At 50.9% G+C, this 21,981-nt stretch carries 10 protein-coding genes and 1 pseudogene; 6 read left to right on the top strand and 5 right to left on the bottom strand.

Going from position 1 to position 21,981, the window contains the following annotated elements; genetic code table 11:
• Positions 1-29: 29 nt before the first annotated feature.
• The 4 genes from IHE30_RS07190 to IHE30_RS07175 all read right to left on the bottom strand — a co-directional run bounded on the left by IHE30_RS07190 (position 30) and on the right by IHE30_RS07175 (position 6,338).
• Positions 30-1,277, bottom strand: coding sequence for a 2-hydroxycarboxylate transporter family protein (locus tag IHE30_RS07190; protein ID WP_337689697.1), 1,248 nt, complete (start codon positions 1,275-1,277; stop codon positions 30-32).
• 546 nt (positions 1,278-1,823) lie between these two features.
• Positions 1,824-3,881, bottom strand: coding sequence for an amino acid adenylation domain-containing protein (locus IHE30_RS07185; RefSeq protein WP_337689696.1), 2,058 nt, complete (start codon positions 3,879-3,881; stop codon positions 1,824-1,826).
• A gap of 929 nt (positions 3,882-4,810) precedes the next feature.
• The gene (locus IHE30_RS07180) at positions 4,811-5,635 is read right to left on the bottom strand and encodes an SDR family oxidoreductase (RefSeq protein WP_337689695.1); all 825 of its coding nucleotides are present in this window, start codon (positions 5,633-5,635) and stop codon (positions 4,811-4,813) included.
• The gene (locus IHE30_RS07175) at positions 5,625-6,338 is read right to left on the bottom strand and encodes a thioesterase II family protein (protein ID WP_337689694.1); all 714 of its coding nucleotides are present in this window, start codon (positions 6,336-6,338) and stop codon (positions 5,625-5,627) included. Before IHE30_RS07175 ends, IHE30_RS07180 begins: the two co-directional genes overlap by 11 nt.
• A gap of 896 nt (positions 6,339-7,234) precedes the next feature.
• Here IHE30_RS07175 and IHE30_RS07170 point away from each other — a divergent pair.
• From IHE30_RS07170 to IHE30_RS07150, 5 genes are all read left to right on the top strand, one after another.
• Positions 7,235-8,260 carry a cupin-like domain-containing protein gene (locus IHE30_RS07170; RefSeq protein ID WP_337689693.1) on the top strand — a complete coding sequence of 342 codons (1,026 nt, stop codon included), beginning with the start codon at positions 7,235-7,237 and terminating at the stop codon, positions 8,258-8,260.
• 476 nt (positions 8,261-8,736) lie between these two features.
• Positions 8,737-16,284, top strand: a complete 7,548-nt coding sequence (locus IHE30_RS07165; protein WP_337689692.1) for a non-ribosomal peptide synthetase — start codon at positions 8,737-8,739, stop codon at positions 16,282-16,284.
• A 47-nt stretch (positions 16,285-16,331) separates the two neighbouring features.
• On the top strand, positions 16,332-17,579 hold the full coding sequence (locus IHE30_RS07160; protein ID WP_337689691.1) for a TauD/TfdA family dioxygenase: 1,248 nt from the start codon (positions 16,332-16,334) through the stop codon (positions 17,577-17,579).
• A 192-nt stretch (positions 17,580-17,771) separates the two neighbouring features.
• Positions 17,772-19,094: an aspartate aminotransferase family protein gene (locus tag IHE30_RS07155; RefSeq protein ID WP_337689690.1), complete on the top strand. Its 1,323-nt coding sequence runs from the start codon at positions 17,772-17,774 to the stop codon at positions 19,092-19,094.
• 244 nt (positions 19,095-19,338) lie between these two features.
• Positions 19,339-20,736 (top strand): MATE family efflux transporter, encoded by a 1,398-nt coding sequence (locus IHE30_RS07150; protein WP_337689689.1) that lies wholly within the window; start codon positions 19,339-19,341, stop codon positions 20,734-20,736.
• 93 nt (positions 20,737-20,829) lie between these two features.
• Here IHE30_RS07150 and IHE30_RS07145 read toward each other — a convergent pair whose 3' ends face one another.
• A complete protein-coding gene (locus IHE30_RS07145) occupies positions 20,830-21,564 on the bottom strand; it encodes a CaiB/BaiF CoA transferase family protein (protein WP_337689688.1) in 735 nt (244 codons plus the stop codon).
• A gap of 12 nt (positions 21,565-21,576) precedes the next feature.
• On the opposite strand from IHE30_RS07145, the pseudogene IHE30_RS07140 reads away from it, so the two are divergent.
• Positions 21,577-21,944: pseudogene (locus IHE30_RS07140) on the top strand (acyl-CoA dehydrogenase family protein); the annotation flags it as partial.
• Positions 21,945-21,981 lie beyond the last annotated feature (37 nt).

Below are 21,981 nucleotides of genomic sequence, written 5' to 3'. Positions count from 1 at the left end.
GGCGCCAGCAGAACAGGTTCATTTTTGCATTAAACACATTGGCCCAACAATAACAGCGCGACCATCACCGTAAGCGCTCCACCGATCCGAGTGGCAAGTTGTGCAAACGGCATCAATGGTAGACGGTTGGCTGCGGTGAGAATCGCCAGGTCCCCGACACTACCCATGCCACTATGACATGCGTTGATCAACGCGCTTTCAATTGCCGGCAGCCCCGTCCAACGTCCGATGAGGAAGCCGGTTGTCATCAGGACAAGCACCGTGACAAGGGCTGTGACAAGGTGCACTGGACTCAGAGCGGCGATGACTGCATCCCATGGCATCAATGTGATGCCCACGCCACATAGCAATGGATAGGATACCGCGCAGGCGAAGAAACGGTAATTCCAGTGCGCGCCATGTTCAAGGTGAGATGGCACTGCACCGATTAGCTTAATCAAAACGGCGAACCCTAGCATGCCGATCGGTGCGGGCAAACTTGTAAAATGTTGGATAACCAGGCCAGCAAAATACAAGCTAATGGCAATCGTTGCGGCTGCTGCAATGTGCTCAACGGGAACAGACTTATGGTATAACAGTGTAGTGTTGTTCGCCGTCGCTAGCCAAGCCTGAGTGTCTTGGGGCCAATTTCGGCTGACTCGATGCAGTATCGCAGCACTAGCGATGGCACCTAAATTACCTAGTACAATCGCCGGCACCACTTGCGCAAACAATTGGCTTTGTGGCTGCTGTAATAAGGCGGCATAGCCGATGGTAAGAGGAATCGCACCTTCGCCGATTCCGCCGGCCATAATAGGTACAACAATGAAAAAGAATGTATCGTGCGCGCTCAAACCGAATGCAACGCCCGTTGCGGTGCCAGCCAATGCAGCAGTCACTGAACCGGCCACAACGGGGACGCAAAATCGCACAATGCCTTTGATCAATACTTGTCGATCCATGCCCAGTAGGCAGCCCGCGATCACGAGGATGCAGAATAGATAGAGGATATTCGTTGCCGCCCACAGCTCGCGGATTGAAACGATCAAGTTTGTTGGCAGCCATTGATGATGGGTCAAACAAGAGGGTAATAATAGTGTCACGATCACCGGACCACCCATGTGACGCAGCACGGGCATTCGGGCGCCGATTTCAAAGCAGGTGAACCCGACAACGGCAAGCGTGGCGATGAGCACGGGCAATTCACTCGGTAGCTTCTCAAGCGCAATAAGTGCGCTTAAGCATGCGAGGGTGAGCCCATACGCTGGCACGGGGATAATGCCAATATGCTGCTTCATTAGCCGTTGCCAACACGCAGAGACATCGAACCGGCGAAAACGGAAAAGCAATGCTTGGCGAAGGAACTGTCGAGTCGAGCGAACAGCACTAGGCGGCATAGCCATGGCTTGGCTCCTTGAGCAGGGTGTTGTATTGCCCCTTCTCTTGCAGGGACGCGAATCGATCGAGTTGACAACCTGAGCGCAAGAAACTGGCCTAGCCGAGAGACTGTCAGTCCAGTCCGAGTGCAATTTTGGCCGTGTGCTTCCGAACAACCTATCCTTGCCCCCGCCCTACCATGTTAAATAAAGGGGGCTGCGAAGTTTTATAGAAAGGCCGAGATGTCGCACGTTGAACTGCCGTTCAACAAAGTTGAGCGTACTGGAACCTTTGTACGCTCGGGTTTTCTTCGTTTGAACGCAGCCCTTTAAGTCTCAGTTCAGCCATTAGGCGCTGGATGACCTGGCGGTTGATCGCAATGCCGCCTTGAAGGGGCGTGGCCGTCATGCGGCGGCGCCTGTACCGCTATGCATGCCATGCTATATAGCGGTAGGACAGGCCTTCCTTCACGCAGGTTCGTAAACATCATTCAAGTAATCGACAACACTGCGTAGCGTTTGGCGCAGATAGAGTTCACGCGGTGGCAATGGCGGCAGGCCTTGCTCGCGCATCACTCTTGCAATACGCACCGCGAAAAGCGAATTGCCACCCAACTCAAAGAAGTTGTCGTCATGGCCCACCTCCACGCCAAACGCATCGCTCCAAATACACCGCAATTTCTCCAATAGCGTGTCGCTGGCAGGATCCTGCGAGACTTCGAGGGCCGGCTGGCGAGAGGCCTTGTCCGTCGAAGAACTGAGTGTTGGCGCGGGCAACCTGGACACATCAAGCTTTCCATTGGCCGTTAATGGCAAAGCTTCAAGCGCCGTAAAAGTCGACGGTACCATATGCGCCGGAAGCAAACGCATCGCATGGCAACGCACGTCAGCCATCCTGTCCTGATCGATTACAACATACGCATCGAGCCGGGCGGATGCGGCGTCGTCCCCGCTTGCGCGATTCACAACAACAGCCGCAGCGCTGACGTACGGGTATTCGAGCAGGACGGCGCGGATTTCGTCAAGCTCAATACGAAACCCACGAATCTTCACCTGATTGTCAAGACGGCCTAGGTGTTCGAGGCGGCCGTCGATTCCCAAACGTCCGCGATCGCCGCTACGATACATGCGGCCACCGACAAACGGATCTTTCAGAAAACGCTGTGCGTTCAGGTCTTCGCGGTTCAGATATTGATCCGCGACGCCGGCACCGCCGACATAGATTTCTCCCGGCACGCCCGGCGGCAGCATGTGTCCGTAAGCATCCATCACGTAGACATTCCAACCCGGAAGTGCGCGGCCGACTGTGCGCGAATTTGTCAGCGCATGGGCGCGCGTTAAGGTTTCGGCAGTGACGTGGACAGTGGTTTCCGTGATGCCGAACATGTTGACGAGACGACAGGCCGTCTCGGGATAGCGATCGAACCAACGTAGCAGCATGCGCGTATCCAGCGGTTCACCGCCGAATACCACCAATCTGACTGCGAGCTTCTCGCAGGCGCAGCTTCCGGACGCAATCAGTTGAGAAAACGCCGAGGGTGTTTGGTTCAACACCGTCACGTGTTCACGCGCGAGCAACTGCACGAATTCGTCAGGCGAACGGGTGACCCAATAGGGCACGACTACTAGATGGCCGCCTGTTGTAAGACAACCCCAGACTTCCCAGACGGAAAAATCGAATGCGCTCGAATGAAACATTGTCCAGGTGTCTTGGCTCGACAGTTCGAAGTCGTGCGCTGTTGCGGCGACCAGTGAGGCGACGTTTCGGTGTGGGACGACCACGCCTTTCGGGCGCCCGGTCGAGCCCGACGTATAGATGACGTAGGCGGCAACACTCGGCTCTGCCGCCGGTGGTAGCACAGCGCCGTCGAACGCCGCTGCGCGCTCAAGCAAAGAGGCGACGTCGATTGTCCGAATGTGCTGTGCCACTGCCGCGGCCTTGGCTGAAACGACGAGTGACGGACATGCGTCCTCGAGCGTATAGGCGATCCGATCCGCCGGATAATCCGGGTCGATCGGCACATAAGCGGCGCCCGCTTTAAGAACCGCAAGCATCACCGGTACGAGTTCCAGCGAACGGGCAAGGCAAACACCAACACGATCGCCTTCACGAACACCCAGCATCCTCAAGACGCCTGCTATTCGATTTGCCAGCTCTTCAAGCTCGAGGTAAGTTAGGCTTCGATCCTCAAAGGATAGCGCTTTTGCATTGGGCTGGCTGACAGCAAAGGACGCGATCCGCTGCTCGATTCGAAATGGCGTGAAGTCGGCCGGCAGCGCGCCGCAGGTGCCGATCGCTGCAATCTGCGATGCGCTGGCTGCACCGAGTAGACCAATGGTTGAGAGAGCCTTGCTTCTCCCGCCGCCTTGTTCTCGGGTAAGCTCGGCGCAAACGATGGCGACCGCCCGATCGAATGCATGGACCATCTCTAGTGAGAAACAGCTTTGATTGAAGCCGTACGCGATCCTGACAATGTGCCCATCTTGCACACATGGTTCGAGAGTCAGATCAAACGGTGGCGTCAAGTAGGATCGTACTTGGATTGCCTCGTCATAGGCTTCGCGTTTGTCGTTCCAGACGATTCCGACTGGGGCGACGTTTGCATCGCGTGAGATTTTCGCTTCGGGACCAAACGACAGACAGCGATTGACTTCGGCGGCCAGCTCCGCAACGCTTGTCGTATCCTTGACACTGACGCGCACGACGCATGCCGCGGGCAACCCATACTTGCCCCTCCTGTCCGGGTGACCGATCATGCCAAACTCAGCTTGGGTTTGGCCATCGAATCGCGTCAGCACGACGCTGATTGCTTCGATCAAGCACCGCGGGCTCACAGCTAAGTCCCACGCTTGTCCTATGGTCGAGCCGTAGCCTGGCCGAGCCGACTGACCACCCAGTCCCCATTCGGGGAGGCTTGCCGAGCGATGATTATCAGACACCTCGTCGGCGGCAGGATAGCTCCGGACAAACGGCGCAGGCGTATCCGGCAAGTTTGCTCCCGTCAGCCATTTTGCGATTGTGCACAGTGCGGGGCTATCAATAAAGCGACGACTGCCAATCAGAATCAATTCAGCAACATTGTCTGCAAATGCGAGTACTACTGCGCGCAGCGCGCCGCTGCTTGCATCAATCGGCCGGATCAATTCGAACGCGATTCTGCGGGCTGCTGCCGCAGAGCGTGACGAGATCGGCAGCGCCTCGTGCCATAGCGCGGCCTGATCGGAGGCGAGCCCCGCACAGGCGATACATTCGTCAAACCGTGCGATTAGCTGGCCCGCATCGCTGCGGTTGCCGACTCGAATGTGTATTCCATGACAGAGCGCACTAGCCGGCCGGCCCGTGATAAGAAGGGGCAGGTAGTCGTGATTGTCAGTCGCTTCGTCGCAATGTGGCTCGGCTTGAAGCGAGACGTTGGGCGTGACGTGAAGTAACATAGCATTAGAAGGTTAGATGATCAACGAGCCGAGAAACCACCATCGACGGTGACGATTGAACCCGTAACCTGACGCGCTCCGTCCGACGCAAGCCAAACCGCTGCGGATGCGATATCTTCGGGTTCGATCAACGCGTTCATAGGCTGGGCTTGGACAAAAGTCGCTTCGTGCTCGTCTACCGACACCGACAGCGATCGCGCAATCTCGGAGAGCATTCGCCCTTCGACGTCTGCGTCGTCACGAACCGAGCCTGGACAGATTGCGTTGACCCGCACTTTGAATGGCGCGAAATCGAGCGCGGCCGCACGCGTCAAGCCGATTACGCCGTGCTTAGCCGCCACATAACCCGCAAAGTGGCGATAGCCGACAAGCCCGGCCGTCGACGATACGTTGATGATGCTCCCTGAGCGGCGTTCCAACATCGACTGGCCAACCGCGCGAATCATTCGCCATGCGCCTGAAAGGTCGATATCGATCATCAGCTGCCATTCGCTTTCGTCGATTTCATGCACAGCCTTACCGGAAGGGGCGGCGATACCCGCGTTGTTCAAGAGAACGTCGATGGGGCCGCAACGTTTGATGGCAAACTCGATGGCTTCCTGGATAGCATGTGAGTCGCGTACGTCAACCGATAAAGCCCATGCGGGTGCGCCTTCTGCACGGCACAACGCTTCGGTGCAAGCGAGCTGGCTCTGTGAGCCTAGCGGATAGGGCACGCCATCGATGTCGTTAGCGATGTCCAGCAAAATGAGCTGGGCACCTTCGCGCGCGAACTGCTGCGCGCAGGCTCGCCCGATGCCACGCGCCGCACCCGTAATGACAGCAACCTTCCCGTTAAGCTGCATAGCGGTTTCCCAAAGGCATTCGGTTACCGGCCTGTCTAAACAGATCGAATAGCCTCTCAGGCGTCTCTGTTAGATACATGTGGCCACCATCTACTTCGACATACTCGAAAACGGATTGCGTCGCGTCGCCCCACGCCACAACGTCCTCGCGACTCACAAGCTCGTCGCGATTGCCGCGTACACCCACGATCGGCATCTCGAGCGCTGTGGCGTTAATCGGCTTATATCCTTCATGCATTTCCACATCTGCACGCAGTGTCGGCAGAAGCAGTTCACGCATGTCTGGGTCTTCAAGCGCTGGGTGACTATAGCCTGCAAGCTCCCGCACGCGCTCGATGAATTGTTCATCATCCAAACCCGTCGCACGTTGCTCGCGCTGGCGGCTCGGGGCAGGAGAGCCGCTGACCACTAGCAGGCAGGATTTGTCCGCGTGTATCGTTCTCGCAAATTCGTAGGCGAGAATCGCTCCAAGGCTGTGCCCAAAAATGACGATTTCCTGCGCTTCGGCAACGGCGGGCGCCAACTGGGTGCTTATCTTAGAAATGGCTTGATGGACATTGGTAAACGGCGGTGCCGCAAGCAATTGCTCTCGGCCTGGCAATTGGACCGATACGACTTCAATGCTGTCCGAAAGCGGCTCAATCCATGGCCGGAAAACGGACGCCCCTGCACCAGCAAATGGAAAGCAAAAGAGTTTTCGCATAGTTGTCTAACCCAAAAGGGTTTCTGTTTTTGAAAAAATTGCAAATAAAATGTCAGTTTTTTCATCCAGATGTGGCTCGGGCACTGTCCATGCGCCGCTAGCATTGCATCTGCTTTTGGCATGAGAGACAAGCGGCCCTTGCCGGTAGATCATAGCCAGCGAAGACCAACCTCGCAAGCAATGTAAGCGTCTTGACATTGAAAATCGATAGTGAATAGTCTTGTAGGCAATAGGTATGAAGGTATGAAGCATAGATAGCGCAAATTCCATGCCTTGAGATAGAGCGCAAATTCCATGCCTTGAATTGGGCGGGTCGTCTACCTCCGATGCAGAATTTGTCTGATTAAGCAAAGGTTAAATGTTTGATGTGATCCGCTTACTGTCTTAAAGTGATACTCAACTTGTGGCAAGCTTGCTAGCGTCAACCGGGCAGCATAAGAAAATGTGGCTTGAGCGGTAAGGTGATTTGTCATAGAAGTGGCTGGATCGTAGCTGGCTGGCTCCTGTTTATAAAACAATGTCTGGAGTTAACAAGTAATGACGAAGTCCCTCAGCATCAACAAAAAAGTGTCGCGCTTGTGTAACGCGGCTCTCGCTTCTCAAATGAATACCGATGGTATTCAACTGTATGCAATCTCTTGTTGTCGGCTGGACGTTTTTGCCCTGGACGGTTAACAGGGTGATGGGCATGGGCCAATCTCTCAATCGGTACGGCAAGCCGACGCATCGATAGGTTGATGCAAGAAGATACAGAAGTTGGTGTACCAAAATAAGGCCTGGTCTTAGACTGATGATCTGAGAATGGGCTTTGCTTTTTTATAAGTTGTGACCAATGCAATCCTTAGATCAAGGAATTGGTCATAAAAATCAAGGTAAATGCACAACCTACATTGAATATGAATAATCAAATGCAAATCAATAGGGTGAGAAACATATCGATCGATGATTTCGATGAGCTTGTCAAGCTTTACCGGCCATTTATATTGGAAAATGCGATTGAAGATTGGGGGGCATTGACTAAGTGGACGCCTGCTTATCTTCGCCACGCTTTGGGAGGTTTGCAAGTAAAATGCAAACATTCCGCCACTCATATTCATCCTAATATTGGTTCCTATTATAAAAAACAAAGGCCAATATCAAGATGGAGGCATTTTTTAAACCGCATTCGCCCCAAATCTTCAAAAAAATCAATGTCTCTAAAAAGCATGAGCTTTGGAGAATACTTGGATTTGATTAGCGATCCGGTCGAAGGGGCTCGTTATTACCTAACTGGCGACGAACTATTGATTTTTAACGGAGAGTGGTCGCCGGAGCTTGAGGTTTTGCGAGATGATTTTATCTTGCCAAAATATTTTGATGAGCAAAGCATGAACTCGGCAGGATTGTGGTTTAGCGCAAAAGGTGTGCGCTCTCATCTTCACTTTGATGGTGGTGGGTCTCATAATTTGAATGCACAAATCACAGGAAGGAAATACGTTCAAATGTATTCCCCCTTTCAAATGAGTTCTTTGTATCCATATTATTTTACGTACTTTTCAAATATAGGAAGATATAATTTCTCAAAAATCGACGTGGAAAATTTTAGCAAGAAAAATTTTCCTCTTTTTGATGGCGTGGAATGCCATGAAGGAGAAATTAAGAAAGGAGATTTGCTATTTGTTCCTGCTTATTGGTACCATACATTTAAGCATCTTGATGAATTTAACAGTAACATTAATTTTTGGTGGGTTCCAGAATCAATTCAGTTGTCTCCTGTCTCCGCTAGGGACGCATTAATGCGGGCGTCGCAAAAAATCCTATCCAAGGATAAGATTGCGCCGTTTGGATTATTGAAATTGGTACATCGTCTTGAGGAAAATATTATAAACGAGACGTTTGAAGAGGGCGGCGGTAAGCTATCAAGAACCGGAGTGCAGCTTTAATGTAAGCTAGCGCTTATTGACGGCTTCCCGGTTTAATTGCCAACCTATCAATGCATGCTAGATGTCGCCAAGGCCGGCACGATTTTTTTCATAGTGGCCGATTGCTATTTGGATAGCCAAATTCCGTCAGTATTGGCATTGCCGAAACGTATGGGTAATTTGCGTTGGTGATTTTGAGTGGTTCCATTGGTACCAGGTGACTAGCTATGCAAGCTTTTTCGAAGAGAATTTTCCGGATGATGACCCGTCGCTTATCAGCAGGCTTATTCTCGTTGCATCATTAAATTTATTGGGGCGATAGATGGCCAATGCAACACTGTTTATAGAAGCTATGTCTCTATAGGTTCCATCGCACGAATAGGCTACGTCTGTGTCTTTGGTTTTCGAGACTCAAATTTGGCCAATGATGCTAATAATATTTAGTTAATGTCCGTATTTAAACCGGGCAATCTTTTTTCCTGGATTGGATCTCAACTATGTCTGATAGCATCACATCGTTTATGCATCCGTTAACCACAGGGCAAACAGCGATTTGGCTCGCGCAGCAGCTCCGTCCAGACAGCCCTGTCTATAATATTGGTCAGTACACATCTATTGAAGGTGCCATCGATCCGGCTGTTTTTGAAGCGGCAATGCGGCAGGTAGTCAACGAAGCGGACAGCTTGCGTTTGCAATTTGTCGAAAGCAGCGAGGGTGTTCGACAGTATGTCGGCTCACCGGAATGGTCCTTTCCATTGGTCGATTTGAGTGCGGAGTCGGATCCTCAAGCGGCCGCCGATGCATGGATGCGTGCCGATTATGAGCGGCCGGTGGACATACTCAAGGGGCCGTTGTTTAACTACGCATTATTAAAAGTTGCACCAGACCGGGTGCTTTGGTATCAGCGCTGTCATCATATTGTGATGGATGGGTTTGGTTTTTTTCTTATCGCGCAACGCGTCGCCCATCTGTATAGCGCGATGTACGAAGGTACTAAGTCGGAGCCATGTTCTTTTGGGTCGGTACACCAGTTGTTCGAAAGCGATGTTCAATATAGTGCCTCCGCACAATGGAAACGCGACGAAGCGTATTGGCTTAAGCGTTGCGCGGATTGGTCGGTGCCGGCGACACTAGCGAGTCGGTCTGCTCCTCCTTTGCAGCATCGACTGCGCCAAACAACTTACTTTTCTACCCACTCGATAGAGCGCTATGCGGATGATGCCAATCGGTTGGCACAGCTGATCACAGCGGCGATGGCCGCGTATTGCTACCGGCTAACTGGCGTGGAGGACGTGGTGTTGGGCTTTCCGGTTACGGCGCGCTTTGGTGCTGACCGGAATACTCCGGGCATGATGTCCAATGTGCTGCCCGTTCGGATAGCCATGCAGCCCGACATGAATTTGTCATCGTTGATGCAGCACGCAGCGCAAGAGATCCAGCGCGGGTTCCGATATCAGCGTTACCCTAATGAAGCGTTGCGACGTAAACTGGGATTGACGCCCGACCAGCGGCTGCTGGGTACCATGGTCAACGTGATGCCGTTTGACTATGACCTGAATTTTGGTGGGTGCAAATCGACTAACCATAACCTACTCAATGGTCCAGTCGAAGATTTGATGGTCGCAGTATACACGCTTCCGGGCAGCCATCAGTTACGGATTGACTTCAACGCGAATCCCCTATGCTATACAAAAGATGAGCTTGCTGCTCATCAACGTCGGTTTATTCAATTTTTAGAAATGCTTGCGGCTGATCCTGCCCGGCCGATTAAAGACATTGAACTGCTTGATGCCGCCGAGCGACATTGGCTGCTGGTCGAGAGGAACGCAACGCAATGTGATTATCCCGCCGATGTGTGCGTGCATCAGATGGTTGAGGCGCAAGTCGCACGCACACCAGATGCGACCGCGCTGGTGTACAACGCACAAACGCTTAGCTATGCGCAGCTGAACGCACAGGCTAATCGTCTCGCGCATCAGTTGATTGAATTGGGCGTGAAACCCGACGTGCGCGTTGCGATTTGTGTTGAGCGTTCGCCTGCGATGGTCGTCGGACTGCTGGCGATTCTGAAGGCCGGTGGCGCCTATGTGCCGCTCAATCCGGCCTATCCAAGCGAGCGTCTCGCACACATTTTGGCTGATACTGAGCCAGTCATCGTACTGGCTGACACGGCTGGCCGTGCGGCGCTTGGTGAGGCCGTGCTCGCGTCTTGCGCGGTGCTTGATCCGAATGTGCCAGCGCAGCGTGCTGATACCAATCCGTCGGTTGTGGGGCTCACGGCACGCCATCTCATGTATGTCATCTATACGTCCGGCTCGAGCGGCACGCCCAAAGGTGTGCAAAACGAGCATCAAGCGTTGGTTAACCGCTTAGTATGGATGCAACAAGCCTATCATTTGACGCCCGCTGATCGGGTGCTACAAAAAACACCTTTTGATTTTGATGTGTCTGTCTGGGAGTTCTTCTGGACGTTAATGAGTGGTGCAACTTTAGTGATGGCAGCGCCCGATGTTCACCGGGATACTGCCGCCTTGACCGATCTCATTATTCGGCAGCGTATCACCACTGTTCATTTCGTGCCGTCCATGCTGAGTTCCTTCTTGCACAGCGACGGTGTTCATTATTGTACGTCAGTAAAGCGGCTAATCTGCAGTGGTGAAGCGCTGCCACGTGCGAGTGTGCAGCTTTGTCGGAGGCTGCTGCCTGATACTCAATTATATAACCTTTATGGTCCGACTGAAGCCGCGATTGATGTAACAGCCTGGTGCTGTCCAGCGGATTATGCGGAAGAAACCGTGCCGATTGGCAAACCGATCGCGAACACGTGCATTTACCTGCTTGACCGACATGGCCATTTAGTGCCACCAGGCGCGATGGGTGAGCTGTACATTGGTGGAGTAGGCGTCGCGCGCGGCTATCTGAACCGCCCGGAACTCACCGCCGAGTGCTTCGTAAATGATCCGTTCTCGGCTACGCCCAATGCACGAATGTACAAGACGGGGGACTTTGCGCGCTATCTGCCTGACGGCAATCTAGAATTTATGGGGCGCAGTGACCATCAAGTCAAGGTCCGCGGCTATCGCGTCGAGCTAAGCGAAATCGAAGCCGTATTGCAACGCCATCCCGATATAGCTCAGGCCATTGTTGTCACCCGTGACGAGCGACAAGACCAGCAGCAATTAATTGGCTATGTGGTGGCCGACCCGCAAGCTAAAAACAAACCGGATGTCGCCGGGTTACGTCAGCATGTGGCGCATCACTTGCCGGAGTATATGGTACCTGCAGCAGTAATATTGCTCGATGCGCTGCCGCTCACTCCCAGCGGGAAAATTGATCGGCGCGCACTTCCTGAGCCGGAGGTTGTCTCGGGCTATTCTCGTGCACCGCGCTCCCCCCAAGAGCAAAAACTAGCTGAGCTATTCGCTGAAGTACTCGACGTCCAACAGGTGGGCATTGATGACAACTTCTTCGACCTAGGTGGTACCTCCTTGCTAGCCATGCGTCTGGTGGGCCGCATTCGCACGGCGCTGGATGCTGAGTTCACTATCCGGATGTTGTTTGAAAACCTCACAGTTGCAAGTTTGGCGCAACGCCTTACACAAAGCACGGCCGTTCGTCCACCTTTGCGCCCGCAACAACGGCCTAAGCCATTGCCGCTATCTTTTGCGCAGAGCAGGCTATGGTTTATCCAGCAACTCGATGGGCCTAGTGCGGCTTACAATATTCCCGTTGCTTTGCGCTTATCGGGCGAGTTAAACGTGGGCGCATTGCAGGCTGCTTTTCGCGATCTGCTTGTGCGCCACGAAAGTTTAAGAACCGGTTTCACCGAGGTGGATGGCGTACCTGCTCAGCATATTTTTGCCGAAGAGGACATCCATTTCGTCTTGGAAAGAGTCAAGGTTACCGAACAAACTTTACCGGACGCGTTGAAACAGGCTGCCGCTCGCCCTTTCGATTTGCACGAAGGGATTCCGCTACGCGCCGAGCTGTTCTGGCTTGATGATCAAGAACACGTGCTGCTTGTAACCTTGCACCACATCGCTGGCGACGGCTGGTCATGGACGCCATTCGCTTGTGATCTCAGCAAGGCTTATGCGTCTCGTCTTGTTGGCGAAGCCGCCAACTGGGAACCGCTGCCCGTGCAGTACGCGGATTATACGCTATGGCAGCGGAACCTATTTAGCTGCGAAGATAAAGCCGATAGCCTCATCGCACAGCAGCTCGATTATTGGCGGCAGGCGTTGGCAGGATTGCCCGATCGTTTGATGTTGCCAACCGATAGACCGCACCCGCCTGTAGCTAGCCACAAAGGCGCTTGCCTATCTTTTAATATCGACGCCAATCTACATCGCCAATTATTGGCACGGGCCCGTGAGCAGCAAGCAAGCCTATTTATGGTGCTACACGCTGCGCTGGCTACCTTACTCACCCGTATGGGATCGGGTAACGATATCGCGGTGGGCAGCCCTATTGCCGGGCGAACCGATGAAGCGCTGAATAATTTGGTTGGCTTTTTTGTCAACACGCTGGTGTTGCGTACAAACACTTCAGGGAATCCCCGTTTCCGCGCCTTGTTGCAACAGGTCAGGGAGACCTGTCTAGCTGCTTATTCTCGTCAAGATCTCCAATTTGAGAGGCTGGTGGAAGTCCTGAACCCAGCGCGCTCGTCTGCGCATCATCCATTGTTTCAAGTCTCTTTGACGATGTTTAACAACGCGCTGCCGCAGTTCAACTTAGCAGGATTGCATATTCAGGAAGAAAAGGTTGAATTACAGGTTACTAAGCTTGACATATCTTTCCACTTTGACGAAACGTCAAATGAAAATGGGATCAATGCAATCGTTCAATACGCGACAGACTTATTTGATCGCAAGACCGTTGAGCAATTGACACAGCGATTTGTCCGGATACTTGAAGCTGTTGTCCAAGATCCTGACCAGTCCATTGGTAACATTCGATTGCTTGACGACGCGGAACAGCGGCAGCTGCTTATCGAATGGAACGACACTATCCGTCCAGTTCGCGAAACGACGCTGCCCGCATTATTTGAAGAACAGGTTGCTAAGGCTCCCGACGCTATCGCACTAGTTTTTAATGGTCGGTCTGTCAGCTACGCTGAGCTTGACATTCAAGCAAACCGGCTTGCTCATTTTTTGATAGCAAAAGGAGTGGGACCAGAAGATGTAGTGGCGATCGCGATGCCGCGCTCGCCCTCCATGGTAATTGCGCTGCTTGCCGTCCTCAAAACCGGTGCGGCATATCTTCCGCTTGACCCACATCATTCTGCCGAGCGGTTTTTTATCACATTAAGCGATGCGCAGCCTGTGGCATTGCTTCGGCTTGGTCAAGCTAATCAACCTGTAGCGAGTAATCTTTTAGTGTTGCAGCTGGACGATCCCGAGTTGCAAGCGGCGCTTGAAACCTGCTCCAATGTTGCACCCATCGACCAAGATCGCGTATGTTCGCTTCATCCCCGCCATCCCGCCTACGTAATCTACACATCGGGCTCTACCGGAACCCCTAAAGGTGTCGTCGTCACTCATCATTCTTTGGTCAACTACATCCACTCCATTAAATCGTGGGTCAGTAAAAATGCCAATATGGTATGGATTTCCAATGTCTCGGCCGATCTAGGTAATACTTCGCTTTATGGTGCCATTTTCACAGGCAAAAAACTAACTATCGTAAACGACGAAGACATACTGGATCCCAAATTTATTTTGGAAAGTCCTTTAGAAGATGATGCTGTATTTAAAATTACACCAAGTCACCTAGCGTCACTTATTAAGTCGATGCCTAGCAAAGGCGACGACTCAAGTAAAACATTTTTTCTTGGCGGAGAGCGTATTGATGGGAGGCTAGCTGCTGGTATTAGACTGAAGTGGTCAAATAGTAGAATCATCAATCACTATGGCCCCACAGAAGCAACTATCGGTATGTTAGTCGGGGAACTACCCCGTGAAATTTCATTGGAATCAACGCCTTTCCTCCCATTAGGGCGCCCGATTACGAATACACAAGCGTATGTGCTGGATAACGGATTACAGCCTGTGCCTGTCGGTGTAGCGGGGGAGTTGTACATTGCAGGCTCAAGCTTGGCACGAGGCTATCTCGATCGCCCTGGCTTAACCTCTGAACGTTTCGTTGCCGATCCATTCGGCCCTCCTGGCAGCCGAATGTATCGCAGTGGTGATCTCATGAGATGGCGCTCCGATGGCTCCTTAGACTTTCTCGGACGTGTAGATGACCAGGTCAAAATACGAGGTTTTCGCATCGAGCTGCGCGAAATCGAGGCAGTGCTGCGTCGCAATCCAGCTGTGGGACAAGTTGCAGTCATTACACGCGACGATCATTCCGGTAGCCAGCAACTGGTGAGTTACGTTGTGCCAAAAGAAGAAGGCACCGCTATCGATCCTGTCATGTTGCGCCGACAAATAGCACAGCAACTGCCTGATTACATGGTGCCTGCCGCCATTGTTTTACTAGATGCGCTGCCCCTTACGCCAAACGGAAAGCTCGATCGTAAAGCGTTGCCCATGCCCAGCTTCACGTCTGAACGTTACCGCGCTCCGGATACACTGCATGAACAAGCCTTAGCTACCCTATTCGCTAAGGTGCTTAACCTACCGCATGTGGGAATCGATGACAGTTTTTTTGATCTTGGCGGCCATTCTTTATCTGCGGTACAGCTAACCTTAAAAATACAAAAAGTATTTAATGTCAACGTGCCTGTTCGGATGTTGTTCGAAGCCGATACCGTTGCGAAGCTCGCTGAACGTATCGAGTCAGATGCATTGGCGACTTCCCAATCGGCGGATTCTGACGGAACAGAGCAGTTAATGAGGGCAGACGCTCTCCTGGCAGAAGACATTAGCAAAAAGACTGTATCTAATGATACTCACGGAGCTTGGGAGAATGTGTTACTCACCGGCGCTACAGGTTTCGTTGGGCGGTATATTTTACTAGAACTATTGAAGCAAACCAACGCCAACATTATTTGCTTGGTGAACGAGAAAGATAAAAAAGAGGCAATGGAAAGAGTGGTGTCCGCATTGAAGGAAACTAAAAGGCAGGATTTAGATATAAGTCGAATTTCCACTATATGCGGTGATTTATCAAAAAATGATTTTGGTCTTTCTAACCAAGAAATAGACTATCTTTCCGACAAAGTCGACGCTATTTTGCATAATGGCGCGGCGGTCAATCATTTCTTTTCCTACCATGAGTTGCGCCAAGCGAACGTGCTCGCCACTGAAGCACTTATCCGCCTTGCAGCGACAGGTCGTAGCAAAAGCTTCCATTACATATCAACCGTCTCCGTTATGCCTCGGGCGAAATCAGGAATATTTACGGAGATAAGCGATACGTCTACTATGCCCGCTGCTAACGGCTACGTACAAAGTAAATGGGTGGGAGAGCATTTAACCAGCGCGGCAGCTATGCGAGGCGTTTCGTCTGGCATTTACAGACTTGGAAGGATTACAGCAGATTCTCAGACGGGATATTGCAATACGAAAGATAGCGTCTACCGTATCCTTTGCGCAATCAAAACGCTTGGACTGTCTTTCAATACTAATAAGCTGTTTTTCCAAACCCCCGTGGACTGCGCTGCGCAGGCTATTGTTAAACTGGCGACATGCCAAGATAAAGCTTATCAAGTTGCACACGTCATGAGCGACCAGTTTTTAAAGTTGAATGAATTTATATGTAAAATTAACAAAAAAGCAAATTGTTCAATAAGAAACGTCGACTTCAGTGAATGGCTGGCGAGATTGAGGGAAAAAGCGGAGGAGACGTTAGATGAAAATCTGATGTCGCTATTGTCTATTATGGATAGCAATGCAATAGCAGATAAAAAGCGAGATCCACTGGAAAATGGTGAAAGCACTATATCCATAAGTGTGGAAAATACGATCAACAGGTTGCGCGAACTGGATTTTGAATATCCTTTTCTAAAGGACGCTTATATAGAATCCATCGTCGATTTTCTTATGAAACAAGAAGCTAAAATAACGTTAGAAAGCGATGTGGTGGTGAGAAAGTAGCGGCTAGCCAATAAGTGCCAACCTTTCAACTTGGAAATTTATTGAAAATGGAAAATCAATATAAGGGCGTTACAACCCGAGCACTGAGAAATGACGAAAGGGCCATTTGCAGCAGCGAGCCGCAAACGCCTTTGGTAATAGAGCCTTTGCACTCAAACAATCGGAGCTTTCTTAAAAAGTTCATGAAGGAAAATTCATGTCAGATTGTTTCTGATATTGAAAAGCATGGTGCGGTTTTATTTCGTGGGTTCGATATACACTCAGCTGCTGACTTTGAAGAGCAAGTTCTTTCTATTCAAGGGATGAGAGGCATGAGTGAGTTCATGATGTCCGAGCCTGGAAGAATAACGGTGTCGGGCACACGTCATGTGATACATCCAAATGTAAATTTTAAAACTGGAGGAACGTTGGATCCAGTAGGAGGCATTCACAGTGAAAGCTATTACGTGCCAGATGTACCAAGATTTATTTCGTTTTTTTGCGAAAAACCGCCCCTTCTAGGTGGTGAGACGGGTTTATTTGATATTTGTAAAATATACAATGAACTTCCGGAACGTCTAAAAGAAAAATTGGAGCAACAGCGGTACTTGGCCGGCATATTTAGTATATGGCAAATTGCCAAAAGATACGATTTGTCATATGAAGTTGCAGAAAATTTCTGCAAGAAGATGGATATGGCTATGGTTGACTACCATGGAGATCAGTACGCTTTCATGTATAAACCAAGCGTTGCCGAGCATCCTACAACAAAAGAAAAGTCTATCATTATCCACTTTGCCGGTGAATTAAATGGGCATGGATTGTCTAAGGAGTTGATTAAGCAGTTTTCTTCCGACTATGCCTCTTTAAAATGGTGCATTCATAGGTTGGTCTGGAGCTTTCCCTATATTAGAAAAAATCTCTTTGCTTTAAGGCACCCAATAATTGTCCTTACTTGTGGGGGGCGCCTTATGGGTCGAGTGTTCGATTCCTCCAGCAATGTCATACCAAGCCGCGAGACAGACAATCTTCGCGTCGGCAATGTATTTGAAAAAGAAGACATACAGTTAATTGCGAAGCTTATGCGGAAATATCATTCTTCCTTTCCTTGGAGGCGTGGTGATTTTATTATTATAGATAACTTAAAGCTTGCTCATGCTGGCATGCCAGGATTGGGTTCCCGGGTTATTAAGGTGTTAATGTGCAATCCTTTGAATATGACTTACGGAAGGGATTCATCTGGCTTGTATAAAGCTGAGGAGGCCAACGAAACCAGGGGGGCGGAAGTTATCAAATACAGCTCCGCATGCGTATGATATTAATATGCTGGCAAACAGTAGGGGCAATATTTATGTTATATGCGCTATTTATGTTGTATGCGCTACAAATGAAATGTTGTGATGCATACGCTTTAAGCTGTAAGCAAACCGTTGAATGGCAAGCATAATTAATATTGGATTGTGCTTAACGCCAAGCTGCCGATATTTATTTTTTGATGGAGATAGTTCATGACCGCTCATGCTGCCCTTGATGACATGTCTCATTTTTGGATGCCTTTTACAGCTAACCGTCAATTCAAAGTGGCGCCGCGCTTGTTTGAATCAGCAAAGGGCATGTATTATTGGACGAGCGATGGCCAGCAGATACTTGATGCCTGCTCTGGCTTGTGGTGCGTTAATGCTGGACACTGCCGTGAAGAGATTATCTCAGCGGTCAGTACAGCGATGGCTAAGCTAGATTATGCGCCAACTGTCCAGTTTGGCCACTCGCTTGCATTCGAGGCAGCGTCGAAAGTGGCCAAACTGATGCCGGAAGGCCTTAACCGGATTTTTTTCACCAATTCCGGTTCTGAGGCAGTCGATACCGCACTTAAAATTGCGCTTGCTTATCATCGGGCATGCGGCGAAGGCCAACGTACTTGTTTTATTGGTCGAGACGGTAGCTATCATGGTGCGGGGTTCGGTGGTATGTCGGTTGGTGGAATCGGGGCTAACCGAAAAGCGTTCTCGGGTTCATTGCTACCGCGAATCAATCATATGCCGTCTATCCATAATCTCGAGCATAACGCTTTCTCACGTGGACAACCGGTATGGGGCGCACACTTAGCGGACGAGCTAGAAAGGCTAATTGCAGTGAACGACCCCTCGACTATTGCGGCGGTTATCGTGGATCCAACGGCTGGCACAGTTTTGGTACCGCCACAGGGTTACTTGCAAAGATTGCGGGAAATTACGGCTAAGCACGGTATTTTGTTGATATTCGATGAGGTGATTACCGGTTTTGGTCGTCTTGGTAAAGCAACTGCTTCGGAGTTCTTCGGCGTTACGCCGGATTTGCTAACAATGGCTAAGGCGATTAATAACGGTGCTATCCCGATGGGCGGGGTAGCCGCACATCAACGAATATATGACACCATTGTCGAAGGAACTAAGCCTGAAGAAGTCGAATTATTCCACGGCTATACATACTCGGCACATCCGACGGCTTCCGCTGCAGCCATTGCAGCGCTAAACCTATATCAGAATGAGAAGCTTTTTGAACGCGCTGCTTTACTTGCGCCTATTTTTGAAGATGCTGTACATGCATTGCGCGATGTGCCTTATGTAAAAGATATTCGCAATATCGGTTTATGCGCTGCTATTGAACTGGAGCCTAGGCCAAACGGGGACGGCAATAGGGCCAAAGAAGCGTTCGATAAGTGTTTCGAAGCTGGCGTGTTAATTCGTCAAGGGGGAAATATTCTTGCGTTCGCCCCTTCTTTAATTATAGATGAAGCACAGATCGGGCAGGTTTTTGAAACGGTCCGTAAAGTGCTCACCAATATAAAGTAAAGTTTGTTGATGGTAATTCTGGAAAAATAAAAATAATTAAATTTAATAGGCGTGGAATTTTGGGGATATTGGGGCGGCTCCTTTAGAGAGCCGCCCTTATGTAAAAATTTAGATGGTACAAGTAGGATGTTATTGTAAAGCAACGCTAGGAAGAATAAGGTTAATTTGATGTGGAGGCAAATTAACAAGATGTTTTGTGCTGTATGGAATATAAAAGGTTACCCTTTATGGAAAGTCATATAGAATGCGCTTCTATAAAAAATCTGGCTGTGACATCAGTGTCTCGTTCACTTGGCCTCAAATTCAGGACGAGGTCCGTGCAATCTTGGCGCTTGCCGTTCCGTTGTTTGGAGGCCACCTGTCTTTTATCGGTACAGGTTTAATCAATGTCATGCTCGCAGGTCAGCTAAGCGCCCATGTGCTCGCCACAGTGACGCTTGGCTCAAGCATCTGGATGCTAGCCGTCCTTGTTCTAAGCGGGCTGATGATGGCATTACAGGCTTTGGTGGCACAACTCAAAGGCGCGGGCCGGCATGCTGAAGTGGGGCCACTTTTTCTGCAAGCACTGTGGGGCAGCATTATGCTTAGTCTGTTCTTGACGGCGCTTGCATGTTTTTTGGGTCCGTTTTTAATTGAATTTATTGCGACGACACCCGAACTGATCCGCGATACACGTAATTTTTTATATGCTATATGCATCGCTGGACCTGCCCTTGGGATTTTCTACGCTTGTCGAGGGCTATTTGAAGGGCTGTCAATGGCGCGGCAGACTTTCAAGTTTAATCTGATTGGATTTGTGCTTACGGGCCCTATTGGATATATGCTAATGTATGGAGTATTAGGTTCGCCAGCGCTTGGTGCAGTCGGCAACGGCATAGCAGGTGGCATCATTGCTTGGGTGCAAACGCTCGCTTTTCTTGCTTATATTTATCGTAAAGGCTTCTATTTTGAGTTAAGGCGACAAGTAGTCAGTCTAATGCCTAATTTTAAAATTATATATGATTTGCTTAGATTCGGCTTATCGGTAGGCATGACGCGCTTGATAGAAGGGGGATTTTTTATCGCATCGGCACTTGTCATTGGAAGAGTCGGTGCGGAGGCGGTGGCGAATCACCAAATTGCAATTAATACTGTAGCTATCGCTTGCACAGTGTCATTTGTTCTATCAGTAGCGATTGCGGTACGCGTCGCACAAGCCAAAGGGTGTGGCAATCCTGATGATATATGGAAATCCAGCATTATTGGAATTGGCTTGACTTTTTTTACGCAGTCTTTTTGCGGTTTTCTGATATTATTAGGCTCTAATTCGATTGTTTCACTTTATACAAGTGATTCATTCATAGTTGCCAATGCGGCGATGCTGATGCAATTTGCATGTCTACTTCAGTTGCTAGATGGTCTCCAGACGGTGTTTTGCGGTATTTTAAGAGGTTTGGGGGACACACGCGTGCCGATATTTATCACGGTTTTTGCTTATTGGATAGTGGGTATGCCGGTTGGTTGGTGGCTATCGATCACACGTCACTGGGGCATGGTGGGAATGTGGATTGGCCTTATAGTCGGTCTGGGCCTGGCTGGTGGGCTGTTTCTTGTCCGTTTCGTCAGCATTAGTCATGCTGGTAAGCTTCATAATTGTCAATAAGCGTAGACGGGTGGGGCAGCGGCGACGCATTACTGCGCCGCGGCTGTCGAAAGGAGGTTCGAGAATTGGCGCGTTGACGCAAACTCATGACAATCAAATGACGCGCGCATTCCTCAACCGGGCAATTTCTTCCTGATCTAGCCCGCAGACTGACGACAAAACTGATTTATTACGCTGACTAAGTGTCGGTGGTGCACCATGGTAGTGGATCGGGGAACCGGACATCTTGATCAGATTGGCCACCGTGGGCACGGTACCGGCCAATGGATGCGCAAGGTCGGCACGCATGCCACGGTGCACCACCTGATGATTGATCGGCCCGCAGGGCACACCGGCGCGGGATAGTGGCCCAATCCATTGCTTGATTGTGCGCTTGTTCAGTACCTGTTGGATCAGCGGGATGAGCGTGTCGTGATGGGTAACCCGTGCAGCATTGGTGGCAAAACGCGGATCTGTTGCCCACGACGCGCAATGGGCTACTTCGCAGAATTTGCGGAGCTGGCCGCCGTTGTCTATCCCCAGCACCATCTGCCCGTCCTTCGCGGCGAATACCTGGTAGGACGCGATATTCGCATGCGCGTTGCCTTGCCGCTTCGGTGTCTTGCCGGACACGAGGTAGTTAAGATTCATATTGGCCATTGTCGCGACCTGCACGTCAAGCAGTGCCATGTCGATGTACTGGCCTTCGCCACTGCGTTGGCGATGGGACAGCGCCGCGAGTATCGCGACAGCCGCATACATGCCGGTCATCAGATCGGCGAACGCGACACCGACCTTTTGCGGCCCACCGCCAGGCAACACATCGCGCTCCCCGGTAATGCTCGTCAAGCCGCCCATCGCTTGGAGCTCGGCAAACCGGACAAGAAGATGGGCCAGCGCGGTGCGCATACATGCGACGTGATTTCCGAAAGCTGCCGCGTACCCGCGCAGAACGTCATCGGTGGCGTCGAAGGCCGTGGATTCAAGACCGCGATGAGAGTGCTGGACAAGGGACGGCTGCATATCGCCGCCATTTGTGTCGGGGCGGGGCAGCGAATGCTCGACGACGCGCTACGCTGCGCGATGCAGCACGCTCAATGGTACTCGATGCCGCGTGCCGCCGGGACAATAACGAAGACGTATCGATGGAGGCATCGTGCTGCAAGCTCTTTGCTTTGGAAATGTGCGGCCGCGTGGCGGATCGTGCCGTCCAGATCCATGGCGGCGCTTCGACTTTTTAGATGCGGCAGCCGTGTTATCGTGCAG

The organism is Mycetohabitans sp. B46 (assembly GCF_037389205.1).
In the GTDB taxonomy this organism is placed as follows: domain Bacteria; phylum Pseudomonadota; class Gammaproteobacteria; order Burkholderiales; family Burkholderiaceae; genus Mycetohabitans.
Note: the sequence above shows the minus strand (reverse complement) of the source record. Positions and strands in the feature narration are given on the sequence as shown.